This is a genomic window from Phenylobacterium aquaticum (genome assembly GCF_947378715.1).
Classification (GTDB): domain Bacteria; phylum Pseudomonadota; class Alphaproteobacteria; order Caulobacterales; family Caulobacteraceae; genus Phenylobacterium; species Phenylobacterium aquaticum_A.
This window is the reverse complement of the sequence record NZ_CANCLE010000091.1, coordinates 1-16,021: the sequence shown is the minus strand read 5'-3', so window position 1 is coordinate 16,021 and position 16,021 is coordinate 1. Positions and strand designations below refer to the sequence as shown.

Genomic DNA, 16,021 nt, shown 5'->3' with positions numbered 1-16,021 from the left:
AGCAAGTGGCTTTCGATCGGCAGCTTCAGTCCGGCCAGGCCTGCCACATGGCCGCTGTTTCCCGCCACGCAGATGGCGACCTTGTCGGCGCCGATCGGGCCGCGCGTGGTCTCGACCCCCTCGACCTTGCCGCCGCGCAGGGCGAAGCCCGTGACCTCGCAATTCTGGATGATGTCGACGCCCAGGGCGTCGGCAGCCCGCGCATAGCCCCAGGCGACCGCGTCGTGACGCGCCGTGCCGCCGCGCTTCTGGATCAGCCCGCCCTGCACCGGGAACCGGGCCTCGGGCGACATGTTCAGCACAGGGATCAGCCGGGCGACCTCGGCGCGGGACATCAGCTCGGCGTCGATGCCCTGGGCGCGCAGGGAATCTCCCCGTTCGGCCAGCCGGGTCATGTCTGAATCCGAATGCCCCAGGAAGACCGCGCCGCGCTGGCTGAACATGACATTGTAGTTCAGCTCGTCGGTCATCTCCTCCCAGAGCTTCAGGGCGTATTCCAGCATCCGTTGCAGTTGCGGCTGGCGATAGTTGGAGCGGACGATGGTGGTGTTGCGCCCCGTGTTGCCGCCGCCGATCCAGCCGCGCTCCAGCACGGCGACCGACTTCACCCCGTGATATTTGGCGAGGTTATAGGCGGTGGCCAGGCCATGACCGCCGCCGCCGATGACGACGATGTCGTAGCGGGGCTTTGGGTCCGGCGCGCGCCAGGCGCGGGGCCAGGACTTGTGGCCCGAAAGCCCGGCGCCCAGCAGCCCCAGCGTCGAATAGCGCGCCATCTAGGCCCGCCCGTTCGCGGTCTTGTCGCGGCTGTCGTCAGATGCGCCCATTTTTCGTCGATAGGCCCTGGGGCCTCGCGCGACCAGCCGCAAAAATTAGATCGGCGGCCGACAAAATTCGATTGGCGCGAAGGCCCCGTCAAACCGTCTCCTGTCGTCCCAGTCAGACGTGGCCGGACGAAAGGATCTCCCCGTGAAGGCCAAACCTCCCGAGAGCCGCTATGTGCTCATCCTGAAATGTCCGGATCGCAAAGGCGTGGTGGCGGCGGTGTCAGGCTTCCTGGCCGACAATGACGCCTCGATCCTGGAGTCCAACCATTTCAACGACGGCATGGCGGACCAGTTCTACATGCGCACCGTCTTCCGGCCGGACGGGGCCATGCCGCCGATCGAGGCCATGCGGGCGGGGTTCGAGCTGATCGCCCAGCGGTTCTCGATGGACTGGTCGCTGCATGACGCGGCCGAGCGGCCTCGGGTGCTGCTGGCGGTGTCGAAGTTCGGCCACTGCCTGTTCGACCTGCTGCACCGCTGGCGCGCCGGCCTGCTGCAGGCCGAGATCGTGGGGGTGGTGTCGAACCACGAGGATATGCGCTCCTTCACGGAGTGGAGCGGCGTGCCGTTCCACCACTTGCCGATCACCGCAGCGACCAAGGCAGAACAGGAAGCCGCCTTCCTGGGGTTGGTCGAGGAGCTCAAGGTCGATCTGGTGGTGCTCGCGCGCTACATGCAGATCCTGTCGCCGCAGATGTGCGCCAGCCTGGATGGCCGCTGCATCAATATCCACCACTCGTTCCTGCCAGGCTTCAAGGGGGCCAAGCCGTATCATCAGGCCCACGCGCGGGGGGTGAAGATCATCGGGGCCACGGCCCACTATGTGACTACGGATCTCGACGAGGGACCGATCATCGAACAGGACGTCCGCCGCGTGGACCACAGCCAGGACCCTGACCGGCTGGTCCAGATCGGCCGTGACGTGGAGTGCGCCGTGCTGGCCCGCGCCGTCGCCTGGCATGTCGAGCGCCGCGTGCTGGTCGAGGGCGGCAAGACCATCGTCTTCGCCTAGGCTTTTCCCCGCAGGGACAGAGCCAGGAAGACCAGGGTCAGGGCGACCACCACGACGCTGGCGTAGTGCTCCGGTGGGTGGTGGCCTCCGGCGCCTTTTAGGAACCAGCCGTCCAGCAGCATCAGGCCGCGCTCGACGATGATCAGGGCCAGAAACAGTGGCGTGAGCGGGCGGTAGCGGAGGCCTATGACGACCTCGGCGACGCCATGGGGAATCTGCAAGGCCCCGAACCAGGCGAAGACCGCGATGATGGTGTGGGCCTGGGCGCCCAGGTCGATGTGAGCGATCACGCCCGCCCCGCCGTCCGGAAGGAAATAGTGGATACAGCCTGGCGCCACCGTGCCTATGCCCATCAGCACCAGGAACCAGGCGGAGATCGCCGCACCGCGGTAGTCGCGATTGGTGCTGTCCGGCAACAGGGCCATGGGGTGTCCTCCGGGTGGGGTTCAGTCGACCGCGACGAGCAGCAGGGCGATCTGGGTCAGCGCCGCGATCAGTGCGATCGCCAGTCCGAGCCAGAGCTTGGGGCTGGCGAGCGCCATGATCACTGGCCGGGTCGGAAAGGAGAAGGTCTGGGGCATGGCCGCGAACTTGAAATCGTGGGCGCCGCCGAAGCGGGGATCGGCGACCAGGATCGCCAGGTCCCGCCGACTGCGGTAGCGCATGTAGCCGACCAGGGTCCATTCCGGATCAGGCTCGACCCCCCAGGCGTCGAAATAGGGCCCGATCTTGCGGGCGGCGATGGCCGGGTGGCCGCCGCGCCGGAAAAGGGCGGGGAGAAACATCCTGGTGTAGCCATCCATCACAGCGCGGGCCGGACGCATCTGGCCGGTCAGGGGATCGGCGACCTCGGTGGAGGCCACCCTGACTAGGTTGAGCATGAAAAACTCCCGACCATCATCGCCCTCCAGGAAATGGCGCACCACGGCGGGATCGTTGCGACCGGCATCGGGATTGTGCGCGGTGATCCGCGCCATGAGATCGTCGATCTCCTGCGGTTTCAGAGGACCGCGCCAATTGACGTACCAGGCAAGGAACAGGCCATAGGCCGCCAGGGCCATGCCCCAGACCCAGAAACTGTCCATCCCAAGCCTCCCTTGCGTAGACGCACGCTCACAAATGGCATTGTGTATGTCAATACGAGCTCGGCGCGGATGGACGTCGTGGTCATGCGGGCGAACGGCGCTGAGATCAGCCTTGCTCCGCGAGGCGGCGCAGGAAGATGTCGGCGATCTCGCGGCCGTGGGTGTCTTGCAGGAAGTGCCCGGCGTCCGGGATCAGGTCGAAGCTCGCCTGCGGATAGAGGCTGGCCCATTCGCGACCCCAGGCTTCGGTGAACACCGCGTCGGTCCCGCCCCAGATGAAATGCACCGGCTTCGTCCAGGCCTTGAGGGTCTCGAACCAGACCGCCTGCTCGGCCGCCGCCCCGCCCGTCGGGTTGTCGAAGGGCAGGCTCAGCGGGAAGCGGCGCGGCCCGGCCATGCCAGCCCGGCCGAGGCCTTCGAACGGCGCATCATAGGCCCGCCGCACCGCTGCATCTGCGGCGCTCAGGTCCGGATGGAGGCCGGACTGGATGATGGCGAACAGGTCGCGCGGTTGCATGCCGCCGAGTGGCAGCATCATGAACCAGCCGATCGACAGGGGCTGCGGGATGTTGACGCCAAACAAGCCGTCGGTCTGCCACTGGCCGTTCCACTGGCGCAGCGCCGGGGTGTAGTCGTAGCCCTCGTGATGCAGCCAGGTGTTCAGGATCACCAGGCGCGTAAACCGCTCCGGCAGGGTCGCGGCCTGGGCCAGGCCGATGGGGCCGCCCCAGTCCTGGACGAAGAGCGTCACGTCGGTCAGGTCCAGCGCCTCGATCAGGGCGCGGTGGGCGGCGACGTGGCGGGCGATGGAATACCAGCCGTCATCCATCACCTTGTCTGAACGCCCGAAGCCGATGTGGTCGGCGGCGATGCAGCGCCAGCCCTCGGCGACCAGGCGGGCGATGATGTGCCGGTTGAGGAAACTCCAGGTCGGCATGCCGTGCATCAGCAAGGCGACGGGCCCGTCCCGAGGACCCGCATCCACATAGGCCAGCCTCAGCCCCTGGAATTCGAGGTGGCGCGACGCGTGGTCGAAGTCCGGCATGTCCGCGAAGTTCGTGTCCGGAGCCCGCAGAAAGCTGACGCCGTCGGCCGTGGTCAGGATGTCGGTCATCGGAGTGTCCTGGTGAAGCGCCTCACCAGCCTAATATAATGACATGCGTTATGTCGATAAATGCGCACCGCGTAGTCCTTCCAGAGCCCCAGGGTTTATATCCCCAAAATGGGTTTTCAATACCGGACAGTTCCTGAAAACCTAGGTTGATGAAGGCGCTCGGCTCCGACCATGCATTGCATTTTACAATATATAGGGGAATTGGTCGGCCATTCGAGATGACGCATACTTGTCATCAAGGCTCTGAATTTGGATTCAACTCGCCCAGAGAGCGACCTGTGCTTGCCTTTATCCGGCCCATCGACATGGTGTTGATTGGACCGCCCGACCTGTAGCGGGCGTCCATCGATGGCGGCCAAGGGGGTTTGGCGGTCAGGATCGAGGCGGGGGTGGCTTTGTCCAACGGGTGCGAGCGATGAGCGTCGGCGCGCGGCCGCGCGTGGTGGTCGCCGTGGGCACGCGGCCAGAGGCCATCAAGCTGTTCCCGGTGATCCGCGCCTTGAAGGCCGACCCCGACCTGCGGGTGACGGTCTGCGCCACCGGCCAGCACCGGCAGATTCTCGACCAGGCCCTGGAGATCGCCGGCATCGCGCCGGACGTGGATCTGGACGTCATGCGTCCGCGCCAGGGGCTGGATGCGCTCTCCGCCGCCCTGCTCACCGGATTTGGCCAGGTGCTGGATGAACTCCAGCCGGACATGGTCGTGGTTCAGGGCGACACCACCACGGCGGCCATGTGCGCCCTGTCGTCCCACTATCGTCGGATCCCCGTGGCCCATGTCGAGGCTGGGCTGAGATCGGGCGACCTGCACCATCCTTGGCCGGAGGAGGCCAACCGTCGGATGGTGGGCCAGATCGCCGACCTGCATTTCGCGCCGACCGAGATCGCCGCCGGCAATCTGCGCCGCGAGAATATCGGCGCCGACAGCATCCACGTCACCGGCAACACCGTCATCGACGCCCTCTATCTGACCCTCGCCGAGATGGACCGGCTGGACCACCTGACCGCTGAGGTGCGGGAGATCCTGGCTGAGGCCAAGGGGCGGCGGATTATCCTGACGACCACCCATCGGCGGGAGAACTTCGGCGGCGGACTGGAACAGATCGCCCAGGCCCTGGAGCATCTGGCGCGTCGCCCGGACGTGATGATCGTGGCCCCGGTCCATCCCAATCCCCAGGTGACCCGCGTGATGGGCCGCCTTGGCGACCAGCCCAACATCCGGCTGATGTCGCCCCAGACCTATGTGCCCTTCCTGCATCTCATGGCCCATTGCGACCTGATCCTGACCGACTCCGGCGGTGTCCAGGAAGAGGCGCCGGCCCTGGCCAAGCCGGTGCTGGTGCTGCGCGACAAGACCGAGCGGCCGGAGGGGATCACCGCCGGCACGGCGCGGCTGGTCGGGGCGCACGCGCCCACCATCATCGCCGAGGCTGAGCGGCTGCTGGATGATCCGGCAGCCTATGCGCGCATGGCCAGCGCCGGCAGCCCCTATGGCGACGGTCGCGCCGCTGGGCGTATCGCCGGCCTGATCCGGGCGACTCTCCAGGCCCGCGGCCGTCTGGCCGAGCAGGCCCTGCACAGCGACGCCCGGGTGGCCTGATGGCGCGGGTTCGTCGCAGGAAGCCGGCCCGCTGGGGACGGGCCCTGGTCTTCCTGGTGGCCCTGCTGGCGGGGGTCGCGGCGTTGGATCCGAGCCGGCCCGCAGGCCGACACCCGGCCAGCGCCGAGGCGGTTCCGCGTCTGGCGCCGCCCGCCGCGCCGGCGCCGAGCACCCTGATCCTCTACACCAACACCGGGCCTTGGGGGGATTTGGGCGAGCTCTACGCGATCTTCGCGGCCAATCTTGCCGGCCACTTCGGGACCTATGAGGCCAAGCCGGTCAGCGCCTTTGCGCCCGGGGACCTGGACCGCCACACCGCCACCATCTTCATCGGCTCGACCTTCGAGGAAAAGCTGCCGCGTCCCTTCCTGGAGGCTGTCGCTCACGCCCAGCGCCCGGTGCTTTGGATGCAGTACGGCATCGACCAGCTGGCCCGCGCCACCCCGGACTTCGCCGACCGCTTCGGCTGGCTGCCGACCGCCTATGATCCCCCCGCCGCCGTGGCCCAGGTTCGCTACAAGGGCGTGGTCCTGACCCGCCAGCCGACCGACGATGGCGGGGTCACGGCCCTGAAGATCGAGCATGCCGACCGCGTCGATGTGGTGGCCCAGGCCGTGCGCGCCGGCGGGCGCGAGGTTCCCTGGGCGGTGCGCTCCGGCAACCTGACCTATATCGGCGAAAACCCGTTCAGCTACATGTCGGAGACCGATCGCTATCTGATCCTCTCCGACCTGATGTTCGACCTCGTGGCGCCCAAGACGCCGGAGCGGCATCGCGCCCTGATCCGCATCGAGGATGTCAGCCCGGCGTCCGATCCCGCCAAGCTCAAGGCCATCGCCGACTATCTCTACGCCCAGCAGGTTCCGTTCTCCGTGGCCTTGATCGACACCTATGCCGACCCGCTCGGCGTTGAGACCGGCAAGCCGCGGCATGTCGATCTGGCCCACGCCCCCAAGGTGGTGGCGGCCCTGCGCTACATGGCCGCCCATGGCGGAACCCTGATCATGCATGGCCACACCCATCAGGCGGGGCGGCTGCGCAATCCCTATGACGCGATCACCGGCGACGACTTCGAGTTCTATCGGGCCCATGTCGATGCCCAGAACTATGTCCGCTATGACGGCCCGCTGGCCGAGGATTCCACGCCGTGGGCCCTGTCACGCATCGACGAGGGCCTGGCCGTCTGGGCGGCGGCGGGACTTCCCGCCCCCCGGATGTTCGAATTTCCACACTATGCCGGCTCGGCCGCCGACTATGCGGCGGTCCAGACCCGGTTCGGCCTGCGCTACGACAGGGCGATCTATTTCCGGGGCACGCTCTCGGGCCATCCGGATGCGCGGCGCCAGGACGGCCAGTTCTTCCCCTATCCGCTGCGTGATGTGTACGGCTCGTGGGTGATCCCGGAGAATCTCGGGAACCTCGAGCAGGTGGGCTACAACCACAACACCAGTCGCACGGCGGCGCAGATCGTGGAGGCCGCGCGCCTCAATCTGGTGGTCCGCGACGGCTTTGCGAGCTTCTTCTACCACGCCTATCTGGGGCCCACCCAGCTGGCCCAGATCGTGCCGCCGATCAAGGCGATGGGCTATCAGTTCGTGGCTCCGTCGAGCCTGACGCCCGACCCGGCGACTATTCCGCGGCCATGAGCTGGGGCGCCGGGACCAGCAGCTTGAGCCGGGTCGCGGTCTGCAGCAGGTCGGGGATGCCCGCAGGCTGAGCCGCCAGGGCGGCGTGAAGCTGGGCCTCGGTGATCAGGCGGCGCTCCAGCAGATATTCTCCCAGCCGCTGCTGAGATCCCCAAAAGCCGGGCAGGGCGGCGGCGAGCGCACGGTGATCTATCGCCTCCTGGCGCACCAGCAGATCGCCGAGCAGCACCTGGGGTCGACGCGCGGCGCTCCAGACCTTGGCGGCGTCGGCGGCGTGCAGGGCGCCGCGATCCACCAGCCGGTCCATGGCGGCGTGCGCGGCGCTGAGCGCCCCATCCTTCCAGCCGAACCGCAGCGCGAAGGCGATGTCGCTGAGCGGCGCATAGACATAGGCGACCCGCTGGCCGTTGCGCGGGGCGAGCAGGGCCTCAAGGGCGGCGCGGGCGGACTTGTCGAGGGGCTCGGCCAGGGCGACCTGGGTGACGCCGTCGCGGCGGGCGACCGGCACGGCGCGGAACCGGGCGGCCTGCCGCGCGGTCATCAGGTGCAGCAGGCGCGGTTCGACCTTCATGACATCCAGGGCGATCGACTGGCTGCCGGCCTGTTCGGCGAAGGCCGCCGCCAGGGCCTCCTCGGTCACCGCCCGACGCTCGACCAGCAACAGGCCAAGCGGTCGATAGCGGGTCTTCTGGACGATCAGGGCGGTGTGCAGGTCATCGGCGCTGACCTGGTTCCAGTGGCGCAGCAACTCGCCCAGGCGGGTGCCGCGGTGGCGCAACTGCTCCAGGCCGGGGAAGGCGTGCTGGGTCTTGTCCCAGGCGATGGGCCGGCCGGTGATCAGATGGCCGATGAACAGCCGCATGGAACGGCCAAAGGCGGCGAAGCCGATCAGGTTGGAGACCACGATCCGCACCGGGCTCAGCCAGGCGAAGCCCAGGCCGTGGGCGCGGGCAGTGAACCAGGCGCGGTGCAGGACGCGGTTCAGCAGGAACAGGGCGTTGAGGATCAGCAGGGTCCGCACCCAGGGCTGATCGATCAGCGGCGGCAGGTCGCGGGCGGCGGGCCAGACCGGCGAGAGCCCGACGATGACCAGGACGCTGATCAGGATCAGATAGGCCAACGCCCCCACCGGCGCCGTGAACAGCGCCTTGCGATCGCGGAACAGGAAGTAGCGATTGGCCAGGTCGCCGAACCAGCCCAGCTGCGCCCAGCCCATATAGGAGATGCCCAGCATCCAGCGGGCCTTCTGGCGGACGCTGGTGTTCCAGGTGTGGGGGAAGAATTCCTTGGTGGCCACCAGCTCTCGCCTGAGGGTCCGCACCTGACCCTTGCGGAACCAGGCCGGGCGGAAGCGCGCGGTGCGGGCGTAGTAGCGGATGAAGTCGGAGCAGAAGCCGAGCGCCTTCAGTCGATGGCCGACATCATAGTCCTCGGTCAGGCTGGCGGTGTTGAACACCTGGCCGCCGCGCTCCTCGCTGAGCGCCTGCATGGCTTCGCGGCTGAAGGCTGTCGCCACCCCGGCCGAGGGGGTCATGCGGCTGAGCAGGGCGCGGACCGGCAGGTCCTTGGTGTGGAACTCTGCGAACTCATCGAGATAGTGACAGGCGACCCACTGGTTCCAGCGGCGGTTCATCGACAGCACCGGCAGCTGGATCATGCCGGCGCCCTCGATGAACCAGTTCATCACCCGCAGGCCAAACGGGTGCACCACGTCCTCGGCGTCGTGCATGGCGAAGATCTCATAGACCTCGCCGGTCTCGGCCTCGCGCGCCGCTATGCCCCGCAGGATCCAGTTCAGGCAGTCGGCCTTGCAGGTGGGGCCATCGGCGCCCACCCCGGCCAAGTGCACATTGGGGAACGATTTCTGCACCCGTTCCACCTCGCGGCGGGTGTCCGCGTCGTTCTGATAGACACCGACGAAGATGTCGAAGCGGGTGTAGTCGAAGGCGTTGATCGTATTGACCAACATGTCGGCGATCACCTCGGCCTCGCGCCAGGCCGGGACCATGATGGCGATGCGCTGCTCGGGCTTCAGCCTCAGGCGGTCTTCCGACGGCTTGCGTCGTCCGAACCGGCGGATGGGCCGGGTCAGGCGCTCCAGCCAGTAGCAGATGTCGATGAACAGGTCGTCGGTCGAGGACAGGCAGATCAGAACCGCGACCACAACTAACAGTAGTTTTAGCGCCAACCAGTAGGTTAGCAGGCCTTGATCGACCCGGACCGCCAGGGCCGCGAGGTCAAGCTCCAGCCCTGTTCCGAAAACACCACTCACGAATATTCGCCCACACCCTGTTAACCTTTTAGGGGCGGGCGGATTCAATCACAACGCCGCTCGCGGGGGAGGCGTGTTTATCCGCCCTATAGGCGAAGGCCGTCCGGTTCCGGGCGCCGGGAGACCGATCCTCGGGCGCCCAGTGCGGTCTCCTAGCCGGCGGCCAGCTGAGCCTTACGCTCGCGGCGGCGGCGGGTGAGGATGTGCTCGGTATAGCCGTTGGGCTGGGTGCGCCCTTCGAACACCAGGTCCAGCGCCGCCTGGAAGGCGATCGACTGGTCCGGGGCCGGGCTCATCGGGGTGTAGGCCGCGTCGCCGGCGTTCTGGCCATCGACCACCTTGGCCATCTTGACCAGGGTCTCGCGGACCTGGGCCTCGGTGCAGACCCCGTGGTGCAGCCAGTTGGCGATGTGCTGGCTGGAGATCCGCAGGGTGGCGCGGTCCTCCATCAGCCCGACATTGTGGATGTCCGGCACCTTGGAGCAGCCGACCCCCTGGTCGATCCAGCGGACCACATAGCCGAGAATGCCCTGGGCGTTGTTGTCGAGCTCCTCCTGCACATCGGCGGCGTTCCAGTTGGAGCGCGCCAGCGGCGGGGTCAGCAGTTCGTCCGTGCCGGTGACATGGTGGGCCGCGCCCATCTGGGCCTGCAGCCCGGGCACGTCGACCTCGTGATAGTGCAGGGCGTGCAGCACCGCGGCGGTGGGCGAGGGCACCCAGGCGGTGTTGGCGCCGGCCTTGGGGTGGCCGACCTTGGTGGTCAGCATGGCCTGCATCATGTCGGGCGCCGCCCACATGCCCTTGCCGATCTGGGCGTGGCCGGGGAAGCCCGTGGCCAGACCGATCTCGACATTGCGCTTCTCATAGGCCGGCAGCCAGGGCTCGGCCTTGATGGCGTCCTTGCGAACCACGGGGCCGGCTTCCATGGCGGTGTGGATCTCGTCGCCGGTGCGGTCAAGGAAGCCGGTGTTGATGAACACCACCCGATGGCGGGCGGCGTGGATACAGGCCTTGAGGTTGGCGCTGGTGCGGCGCTCCTCGTCCATGATGCCGATCTTGACGGTGTTGCGGGCCAGGCCGAGGGCGTCCTCGACCAGGTCGAACAGCCGCACGGCCAGCGCCACCTCGTCCGGCCCATGCATCTTCGGCTTGACCACATAGACCGAGCCGGCCGGGCTGTTGCGCCGGGCGCCCTTCAGGTCGTGCAGGGCGGCGGTCACGGTGATCAGGGCGTCAACGGCGGTCTCATAGGCCGCCTCGCCGCCGAAGGTCACGGCGTCGGTGGTCATGTGGTGGCCGACATTGCGCACCAGCATCAGGCTGCGGCCGCGCAGGGAAACCTCGCCGCCGGTCGCCGATTGATAGACGCGATCAGCCTCCAGGCGTCGGGTCTCGGTCGAGCCGCCCTTGGCGAAGCTGGCCGACAGGTCGCCCTTCATCAGGCCCAGCCAGTTGCGATAGACCCCGGTCTTGTCCTCGGCGTCGACGGCGGCGACCGAGTCTTCGCAGTCCTGAATGGCGGTCAGCGCGGCTTCGACCAGCACATCGGCGACCCCGGCCGGGTCGTCCTTGCCGATATTGCTCGACGGATCGATCAGGATCTCCAGGTGCAGGCCGTTGTGGCGCAGCAGCACGCCCTCGGGGGTCTCGGCCGCGCCCCGCCAGCCGATGAACTGGGACGCCTCGGCGAGCGTCGTCTCGCGACCATCCTTCAGCTTCACGACCAGCCCGCCGGCGACGGCCGAATAGGCTGCGGCGTCGGCGTGGGAGGCGGCGGCCAACGGCGCGACGCGGTCCAGAAGAGCGCGCGCATAGGCGATCACCTTGCCGCCGCGGACCGGATCATAGCCCTTGGTTCCGGTCGGCGGCTCGATCGCGTCGGTGCCATAGAGGGCGTCATAGAGGCTGCCCCACCGGGCGTTGGCGGCGTTCAGGGCGTACCGACCATTGGAAACCGGCACCACCAGCTGCGGGCCGGCTAGCTTGGCGATCTCCGGATCGACGTTCTCGACGCCGATCTCGAAGGCCTCGGGCTCGGGCAGCAGATAGCCGATCTCGCGCAGGAAGGCGGTCTCCTCGGCCACCGAGAAGGTCTTGCCCTTGCGGTCGCGCCACCAGGCGTCAACCTGTTGCTGCAGCTCGTCCCGGCGCGCCAGAAGGGCGGCGTTGCGCGGCGTGAAATCGGCCAGCACCGCCTCGAGCGCCGCCCAGAAGGCGGACGGTGCGATGTCCGTGCCCGGCAGCAGCTCGGCTTCCACGAAACGGGCCAGAAGATCGTCGACGGACAGGGTGCTGGTGATGTTCATGCGCGTACCGGGCTCTCGATAAAGGTGTCCCAGGATCCGCCGCCAGGGCGACCGACCCGAAGTCTCGGGCGCTTTACTGCACGGAAGCGCGCCGCTTTGAAGCCCCTATCGGCAAGGAATTTTTCGACAAGGCCCGTCGGCGCGCCGCCGCGCGCGTCCCTCAGGGGCGCCTGTTTGGTCAGCGATCAGCTGTCGGAAAACCCGAACGGCAGGCTGGTGCGGCGGATGTCGTCGGACAGGATCTGGCGGCCGATCGGCGGGGCGGACCGGGCGGTGCATTCGGTGCGGTGGCACAGGCGGCAGGTGACCCCGATCGGGGTCGCGCCGTCGGCGCCCAGGCCCGGCTGGTCGCGGGTGTAGACCAGCCGCCCGGCGTGCTCGGCGGCGCAGCCGAGCGCGATGGCCCGCTCGACCCGGGGCGTGCCGAAGGCGCCGCCGCCGGCCGTCACCGTGCGGGCGATGGAGAAGAACCTCTGGCCGTCGGGCAGCTCCAGCCATTGGGTGACGATCTCGCGCGGCGTCTTGAACACCTGGTGCACCGACCACAGAGGACAGCCCCCGCCGTGCCGGGCGAAGGGGAAGCCGGCCCCGTCCAGGCGCTTGGACACATTGCCGGCCGGATCGACCCGGATGAAGAAGAACGGCACCCGCTCATGCCCCGGCTTCTGCAGGGTGGTCAGCCGGTGGGCGGTCTGTTCGAAGCTGGCCCCGAACTGCCGCGCCAGGGCCTCGACGTCATAGCGCCGGGCCTCCACCGCCCGGGCGAAGGCGGTGTAGGGCATGATGATCGCCGCGGCGGCGTAGCTGGCCAGGGCGCGGCGGGTCAGGCGCTCGCCGCTCTCGGTGTCGAAGCTGCCGTCCTGCAGCACCGCGTCGACCTCGCCGCGCAGCTCCAGATAGGCCAGTTGCAGGGCCAGCTGGAAGGTCTGGCTGGCGGTGTCCAACCCGTCGTCGAGCAGGATCTCCTTGCGGTGCTGATCCAGCCGGCGGATCGAGCCGACCATCACGCTGGAGGGCAGGCGACGCGTGCGCAGGCCGTGCCGGGCCTTCAGATATCCCGTCAGATTGTCGTGGCCGCTGACCGCCTCGGCCAGGCGCTCGGCCGCGTCGTCGAGCACCGGGAAGCTGTTGCGCCGCGCCGCGAGGAAGCGGCGGGACTCGGCCACGGGATCGGGCGCGTCGGAGCTGCGGCTGCCGGTGGCCTGGGTCTCCGCGCCGCGATCGGCCAGGGCCAGCTGCTCCTCGCGATAGGTGGTGTAGAGCCGCAACAGGGCCTCGGTGATGCCCGGGAAATTGGTGGCGACGTCGGTGGTTTCCAGCGATTGCAGGTCGATGTCGGCGAACATCGGGTCCTTCAGCACCGCCTGCAGCCGGGCGGTCTCGTCGGCCCCGCCGCCGCCGGCCAGGGTGGCCATGTCGATCTTGTAGGTCTGGGACAGCCGCAGCAGCACCTCGGCGCTCAGCGGCCGGTGGTTGCGCTCCAGCAGCGCCACATAGGAGGCCGAGACATCGAGGTCGGCGGCCATGTCGGCCTGGGTGATGCCGAGGTCACGGCGCAGCCGGCGCAGGCTGGGTCCGACATAGAGGCGGCGTTCCGCGGCCATGGCTGTACATCCCGTATTGTCGAGACATTACAACATTACAATCAATTCCTGTAAAGTCATACATCTAGACCTCGCGCGGCCTTTCGCACTGCGGCAAAGGCGCTGTACGGGAGCGGCCAAGATCCGGGCCCTCCAGTTGCCCCGGCTGATCGCGGAAGAGACACATGTCCTATCAAGACCACATCATCCAGATGAGCCAGCTCATCGACAGCAAGAAGGGCCCCTGGGCCGCGATCGACGCCGAGTCGGTGGCCCGGATGCGCGTCCAGAACCGCTTCAAGACCGGCCTGGAGATCGCCCGCTACACCGCCAGCATCATGCGCAAGGACATGGCGGCCTATGACGCCGACTCCTCGCAGTACACCCAGTCGCTCGGCTGCTGGCACGGCTTCATCGGCCAGCAGAAGCTGATCTCGATCAAGAAGCACTTCGGCAACACCGACCGCCGCTACCTCTATCTGTCCGGCTGGATGGTCGCCGCCCTGCGCTCCGAGTTCGGCCCGCTGCCCGACCAGTCGATGCACGAGAAGACCTCGGTGCCGGCCCTGATCGAAGAGCTCTACACCTTCCTGCGCCAGGCCGACGCCCGTGAGCTGGGCGGCATGTTCCGCGACCTCGACGCCGCCCGCGCGGCTGGCGACAAGGCCAAGGAAAAGGCCATCCTCGACGCCGTCGACAACTATCAGACCCACGTCGTGCCGGTCATCGCCGACATCGACGCCGGCTTCGGCAATGCGGAAGCCACCTATCTGCTGGCCAAGAAGATGATCGAGGCGGGCGCCTGCGCCCTGCAGATCGAAAACCAGGTCTCCGACGAAAAGCAGTGCGGTCACCAGGACGGCAAGGTCACCGTGCCGCACGAAGACTTCCTGCAGAAGGTCCGCGCCTGCCGCTACGCCTTCCTCGAACTGGGCGTCGAGGATGGCGTCATCGTCACCCGCACCGACTCGCTGGGCGCCGGCCTGACCAAGCAGATCGCCGTCTCAACCACCCCGGGCGACCTGGGCGACCAGTACAACAGCTTCCTGGATTGCGAGGAAGTCTCGCCCGCCGACATGAAGAACGGCGACGTGGTCCTGAACCGCAATGGCAAGCTGCTGCGTCCGAAGCGCCTGCCGTCCAACCTGTTCCAGTTCCGCGAAGGCACCGGCGAAGACCGTTGCGTTCTGGACTCGATCACCTCGCTGCAGAACGGCGCCGATCTGCTGTGGATCGAAACCGAGAAGCCGCACGTCGAGCAGATCGCCGGCATGATGGACCGCGTCCGCGCCGTCATCCCCAACGCCAAGCTGGTCTATAACAACTCGCCGTCCTTCAACTGGACCCTGAACTTCCGCCAGCAGGTGTTCGACGCCTACAAGGCGGCCGGCAAGGACGTCTCGGCCTATGACCGCGAAAAGCTGATGAGCGTCGACTACGACACCACCGAGCTGGCCATCGAAGCCGACGAACGCATCCGCACCTTCCAGGCGGACGGCGCCAAGCGGGCCGGCATCTTCCACCACCTGATCACCCTGCCGACCTACCACACGGCCGCCCTGTCCACGGACAACCTGGCCAAGGAATACTTCGGCTCGCAGGGCATGCTGGGCTACGTGAAGAACGTCCAGCGCAAGGAGATCCGCGAAGGGATCGCCTGCGTGAAGCACCAGAACATGTCGGGCTCCGACATCGGCGACGACCACAAGGAATACTTCGCGGGCGAAGCGGCCCTGAAGGCCGGCGGCGTCCACAACACCATGGGCCAGTTCGCCTAAGAGCCAGCCTATCGACCTGACAGGACGGCCCGGCGCGAAAGCTCCGGGCCGTTTTGCTGTCTGGCCTGCGCGCGTGGGTCCGATGGACGAAGCGGGGCGAGATCGCCAAGGTGGGGCATGAGTTCGATACCGCCCGTCAAACGGCCCAAATCCCGCAAGGCGCTCAATTCCGCCAACCTCGAAGCCCTGGGCCCCGAGCGACTGGCCGCGATCCTGATGGATGAGGCCGATGGCCGCCCGATGATCAAGGGCCGCCTGCGCCTGGAACTCGCCGCCGCCATGGGCCCCGAGGCCCTGGAAGAGGAGCTCCTCAAGCGCCACGAACCCCTGCAGGTCTCCCGCAGCCGCATCCACTGGCGAAAGCAGAAGGAGTTCCGGCGCGACCTCGAACTGCAGCGTCGGATGATCGCCGAGACTCTGGCCGCCGCCGACCCGGCCCTGGCGCTTGAGTTGCTGTTGAAGTTCGTGGCCCTGGAGCGGGGCCTGCTGTCGCGGGCGACCGACGCCAAGGGCGAGATGGCCGACATCTTCTCGACCGCCCTGGCCGACCTGTCGGCGGTCGCCGCCCAGGTCGCTGCGCCCATCCCCGACCTCACCGACGCGGTGCTCGACGCGCTCGCCACAGCGCGGGTGGGGGCGGGCGGCGAGATCCTCGCCGCCATCCTGCCAGCCCTGGACGCCGCGGGCGTCGATCGCCTGCGCGCCCGGATCGAGATGGAATCCGCCCCGCCTCGTAGGGCCAACTCTATCTGGCGCGCGCCCTTGCAGGTGGTGCTGGAGGCCCAGGGCGATGCGGCC

At 67.8% G+C, this 16,021-nt stretch carries 12 protein-coding genes; 5 read left to right on the top strand and 7 right to left on the bottom strand.

All coding sequences use genetic code 11. The features are described 5' to 3' along the window. Window positions 1–776: FAD-dependent oxidoreductase (locus Q7P21_RS12780; protein ID WP_304177367.1), on the bottom strand; the 776-nt coding region annotated here is incomplete at its 3' end. Window positions 777–969: 193 nt separating this feature from the next. On the opposite strand from Q7P21_RS12780, the gene purU reads away from it, so the two are divergent. Beyond that, on the top strand, window positions 970–1,839 hold the full coding sequence (gene purU / locus Q7P21_RS12775) for a formyltetrahydrofolate deformylase (protein WP_304169975.1): 870 nt from the start codon (window positions 970–972) through the stop codon (window positions 1,837–1,839). Here the strand turns inward: purU and Q7P21_RS12770 are convergent. The 3 genes from Q7P21_RS12770 to Q7P21_RS12760 all read right to left on the bottom strand — a co-directional run bounded on the left by Q7P21_RS12770 (window position 1,836) and on the right by Q7P21_RS12760 (window position 4,038). Then, a complete protein-coding gene (locus tag Q7P21_RS12770; protein ID WP_304169974.1) occupies window positions 1,836–2,264 on the bottom strand; it encodes a hypothetical protein in 429 nt (142 codons plus the stop codon). The two genes, purU and Q7P21_RS12770, sit on opposite strands and share 4 nt — an antisense overlap. A gap of 21 nt (window positions 2,265–2,285) precedes the next feature. Continuing rightward, complete coding sequence (locus tag Q7P21_RS12765) at window positions 2,286–2,924, bottom strand: hypothetical protein (RefSeq protein WP_304177366.1); 639 nt, start codon at window positions 2,922–2,924, stop codon at window positions 2,286–2,288. 106 nt (window positions 2,925–3,030) lie between these two features. Continuing rightward, window positions 3,031–4,038, bottom strand: a complete 1,008-nt coding sequence (locus Q7P21_RS12760) for an alpha/beta fold hydrolase (protein ID WP_304177365.1) — start codon at window positions 4,036–4,038, stop codon at window positions 3,031–3,033. 415 nt (window positions 4,039–4,453) lie between these two features. On the opposite strand from Q7P21_RS12760, the gene wecB reads away from it, so the two are divergent. Beyond that, the gene (wecB, locus tag Q7P21_RS12755; RefSeq protein ID WP_304169971.1) at window positions 4,454–5,638 is read left to right on the top strand and encodes a non-hydrolyzing UDP-N-acetylglucosamine 2-epimerase; all 1,185 of its coding nucleotides are present in this window, start codon (window positions 4,454–4,456) and stop codon (window positions 5,636–5,638) included. Continuing rightward, a complete protein-coding gene (locus Q7P21_RS12750) occupies window positions 5,638–7,284 on the top strand; it encodes a polysaccharide deacetylase family protein (RefSeq protein ID WP_304169970.1) in 1,647 nt (548 codons plus the stop codon). The genes wecB and Q7P21_RS12750 overlap by 1 nt, the downstream gene beginning before the upstream one ends. On the opposite strand, the gene Q7P21_RS12745 is transcribed toward Q7P21_RS12750, so the two are convergent. The 3 genes from Q7P21_RS12745 to Q7P21_RS12735 all read right to left on the bottom strand — a co-directional run bounded on the left by Q7P21_RS12745 (window position 7,268) and on the right by Q7P21_RS12735 (window position 13,466). Further along, entirely contained in the window at window positions 7,268–9,556 is a 2,289-nt protein-coding gene (locus Q7P21_RS12745) for a glycosyl transferase family protein (RefSeq protein WP_304177363.1), read from the bottom strand. The two genes, Q7P21_RS12750 and Q7P21_RS12745, sit on opposite strands and share 17 nt — an antisense overlap. A 152-nt stretch (window positions 9,557–9,708) precedes the next feature. Continuing rightward, window positions 9,709–11,862: a malate synthase G gene (locus Q7P21_RS12740; RefSeq protein ID WP_304177361.1), complete on the bottom strand. Its 2,154-nt coding sequence runs from the start codon at window positions 11,860–11,862 to the stop codon at window positions 9,709–9,711. 185 nt (window positions 11,863–12,047) lie between these two features. After that, a complete protein-coding gene (locus Q7P21_RS12735) occupies window positions 12,048–13,466 on the bottom strand; it encodes a short-chain fatty acyl-CoA regulator family protein (protein WP_304177359.1) in 1,419 nt (472 codons plus the stop codon). Between the two features lie 164 nt (window positions 13,467–13,630). On the opposite strand from Q7P21_RS12735, the gene Q7P21_RS12730 reads away from it, so the two are divergent. Both Q7P21_RS12730 and Q7P21_RS12725 read left to right on the top strand, forming a co-directional pair. After that, a complete protein-coding gene (locus Q7P21_RS12730) occupies window positions 13,631–15,223 on the top strand; it encodes an isocitrate lyase (protein ID WP_304177357.1) in 1,593 nt (530 codons plus the stop codon). 117 nt (window positions 15,224–15,340) lie between these two features. Beyond that, a partial coding sequence (locus Q7P21_RS12725) for a DUF6880 family protein (RefSeq protein WP_369695343.1) occupies window positions 15,341–16,021 on the top strand: 681 nt, incomplete at its 3' end.

Coding starts and splice junctions, on each gene's coding strand:
- Q7P21_RS12770 (WP_304169974.1), bottom strand. CDS start 2,264: ATGGCCCTGTTGCCGGACAGCACCAATCGCGACTACCGCGGTGCGGCG.
- Q7P21_RS12765 (WP_304177366.1), bottom strand. CDS start 2,924: ATGGACAGTTTCTGGGTCTGGGGCATGGCCCTGGCGGCCTATGGCCTG.
- Q7P21_RS12760 (WP_304177365.1), bottom strand. CDS start 4,038: ATGACCGACATCCTGACCACGGCCGACGGCGTCAGCTTTCTGCGGGCT.
- wecB (WP_304169971.1), top strand. CDS start 4,454: ATGAGCGTCGGCGCGCGGCCGCGCGTGGTGGTCGCCGTGGGCACGCGG.
- Q7P21_RS12750 (WP_304169970.1), top strand. CDS start 5,638: ATGGCGCGGGTTCGTCGCAGGAAGCCGGCCCGCTGGGGACGGGCCCTG.
- Q7P21_RS12740 (WP_304177361.1), bottom strand. CDS start 11,862: ATGAACATCACCAGCACCCTGTCCGTCGACGATCTTCTGGCCCGTTTC.
- Q7P21_RS12735 (WP_304177359.1), bottom strand. CDS start 13,466: ATGGCCGCGGAACGCCGCCTCTATGTCGGACCCAGCCTGCGCCGGCTG.
- Q7P21_RS12730 (WP_304177357.1), top strand. CDS start 13,631: ATGTCCTATCAAGACCACATCATCCAGATGAGCCAGCTCATCGACAGC.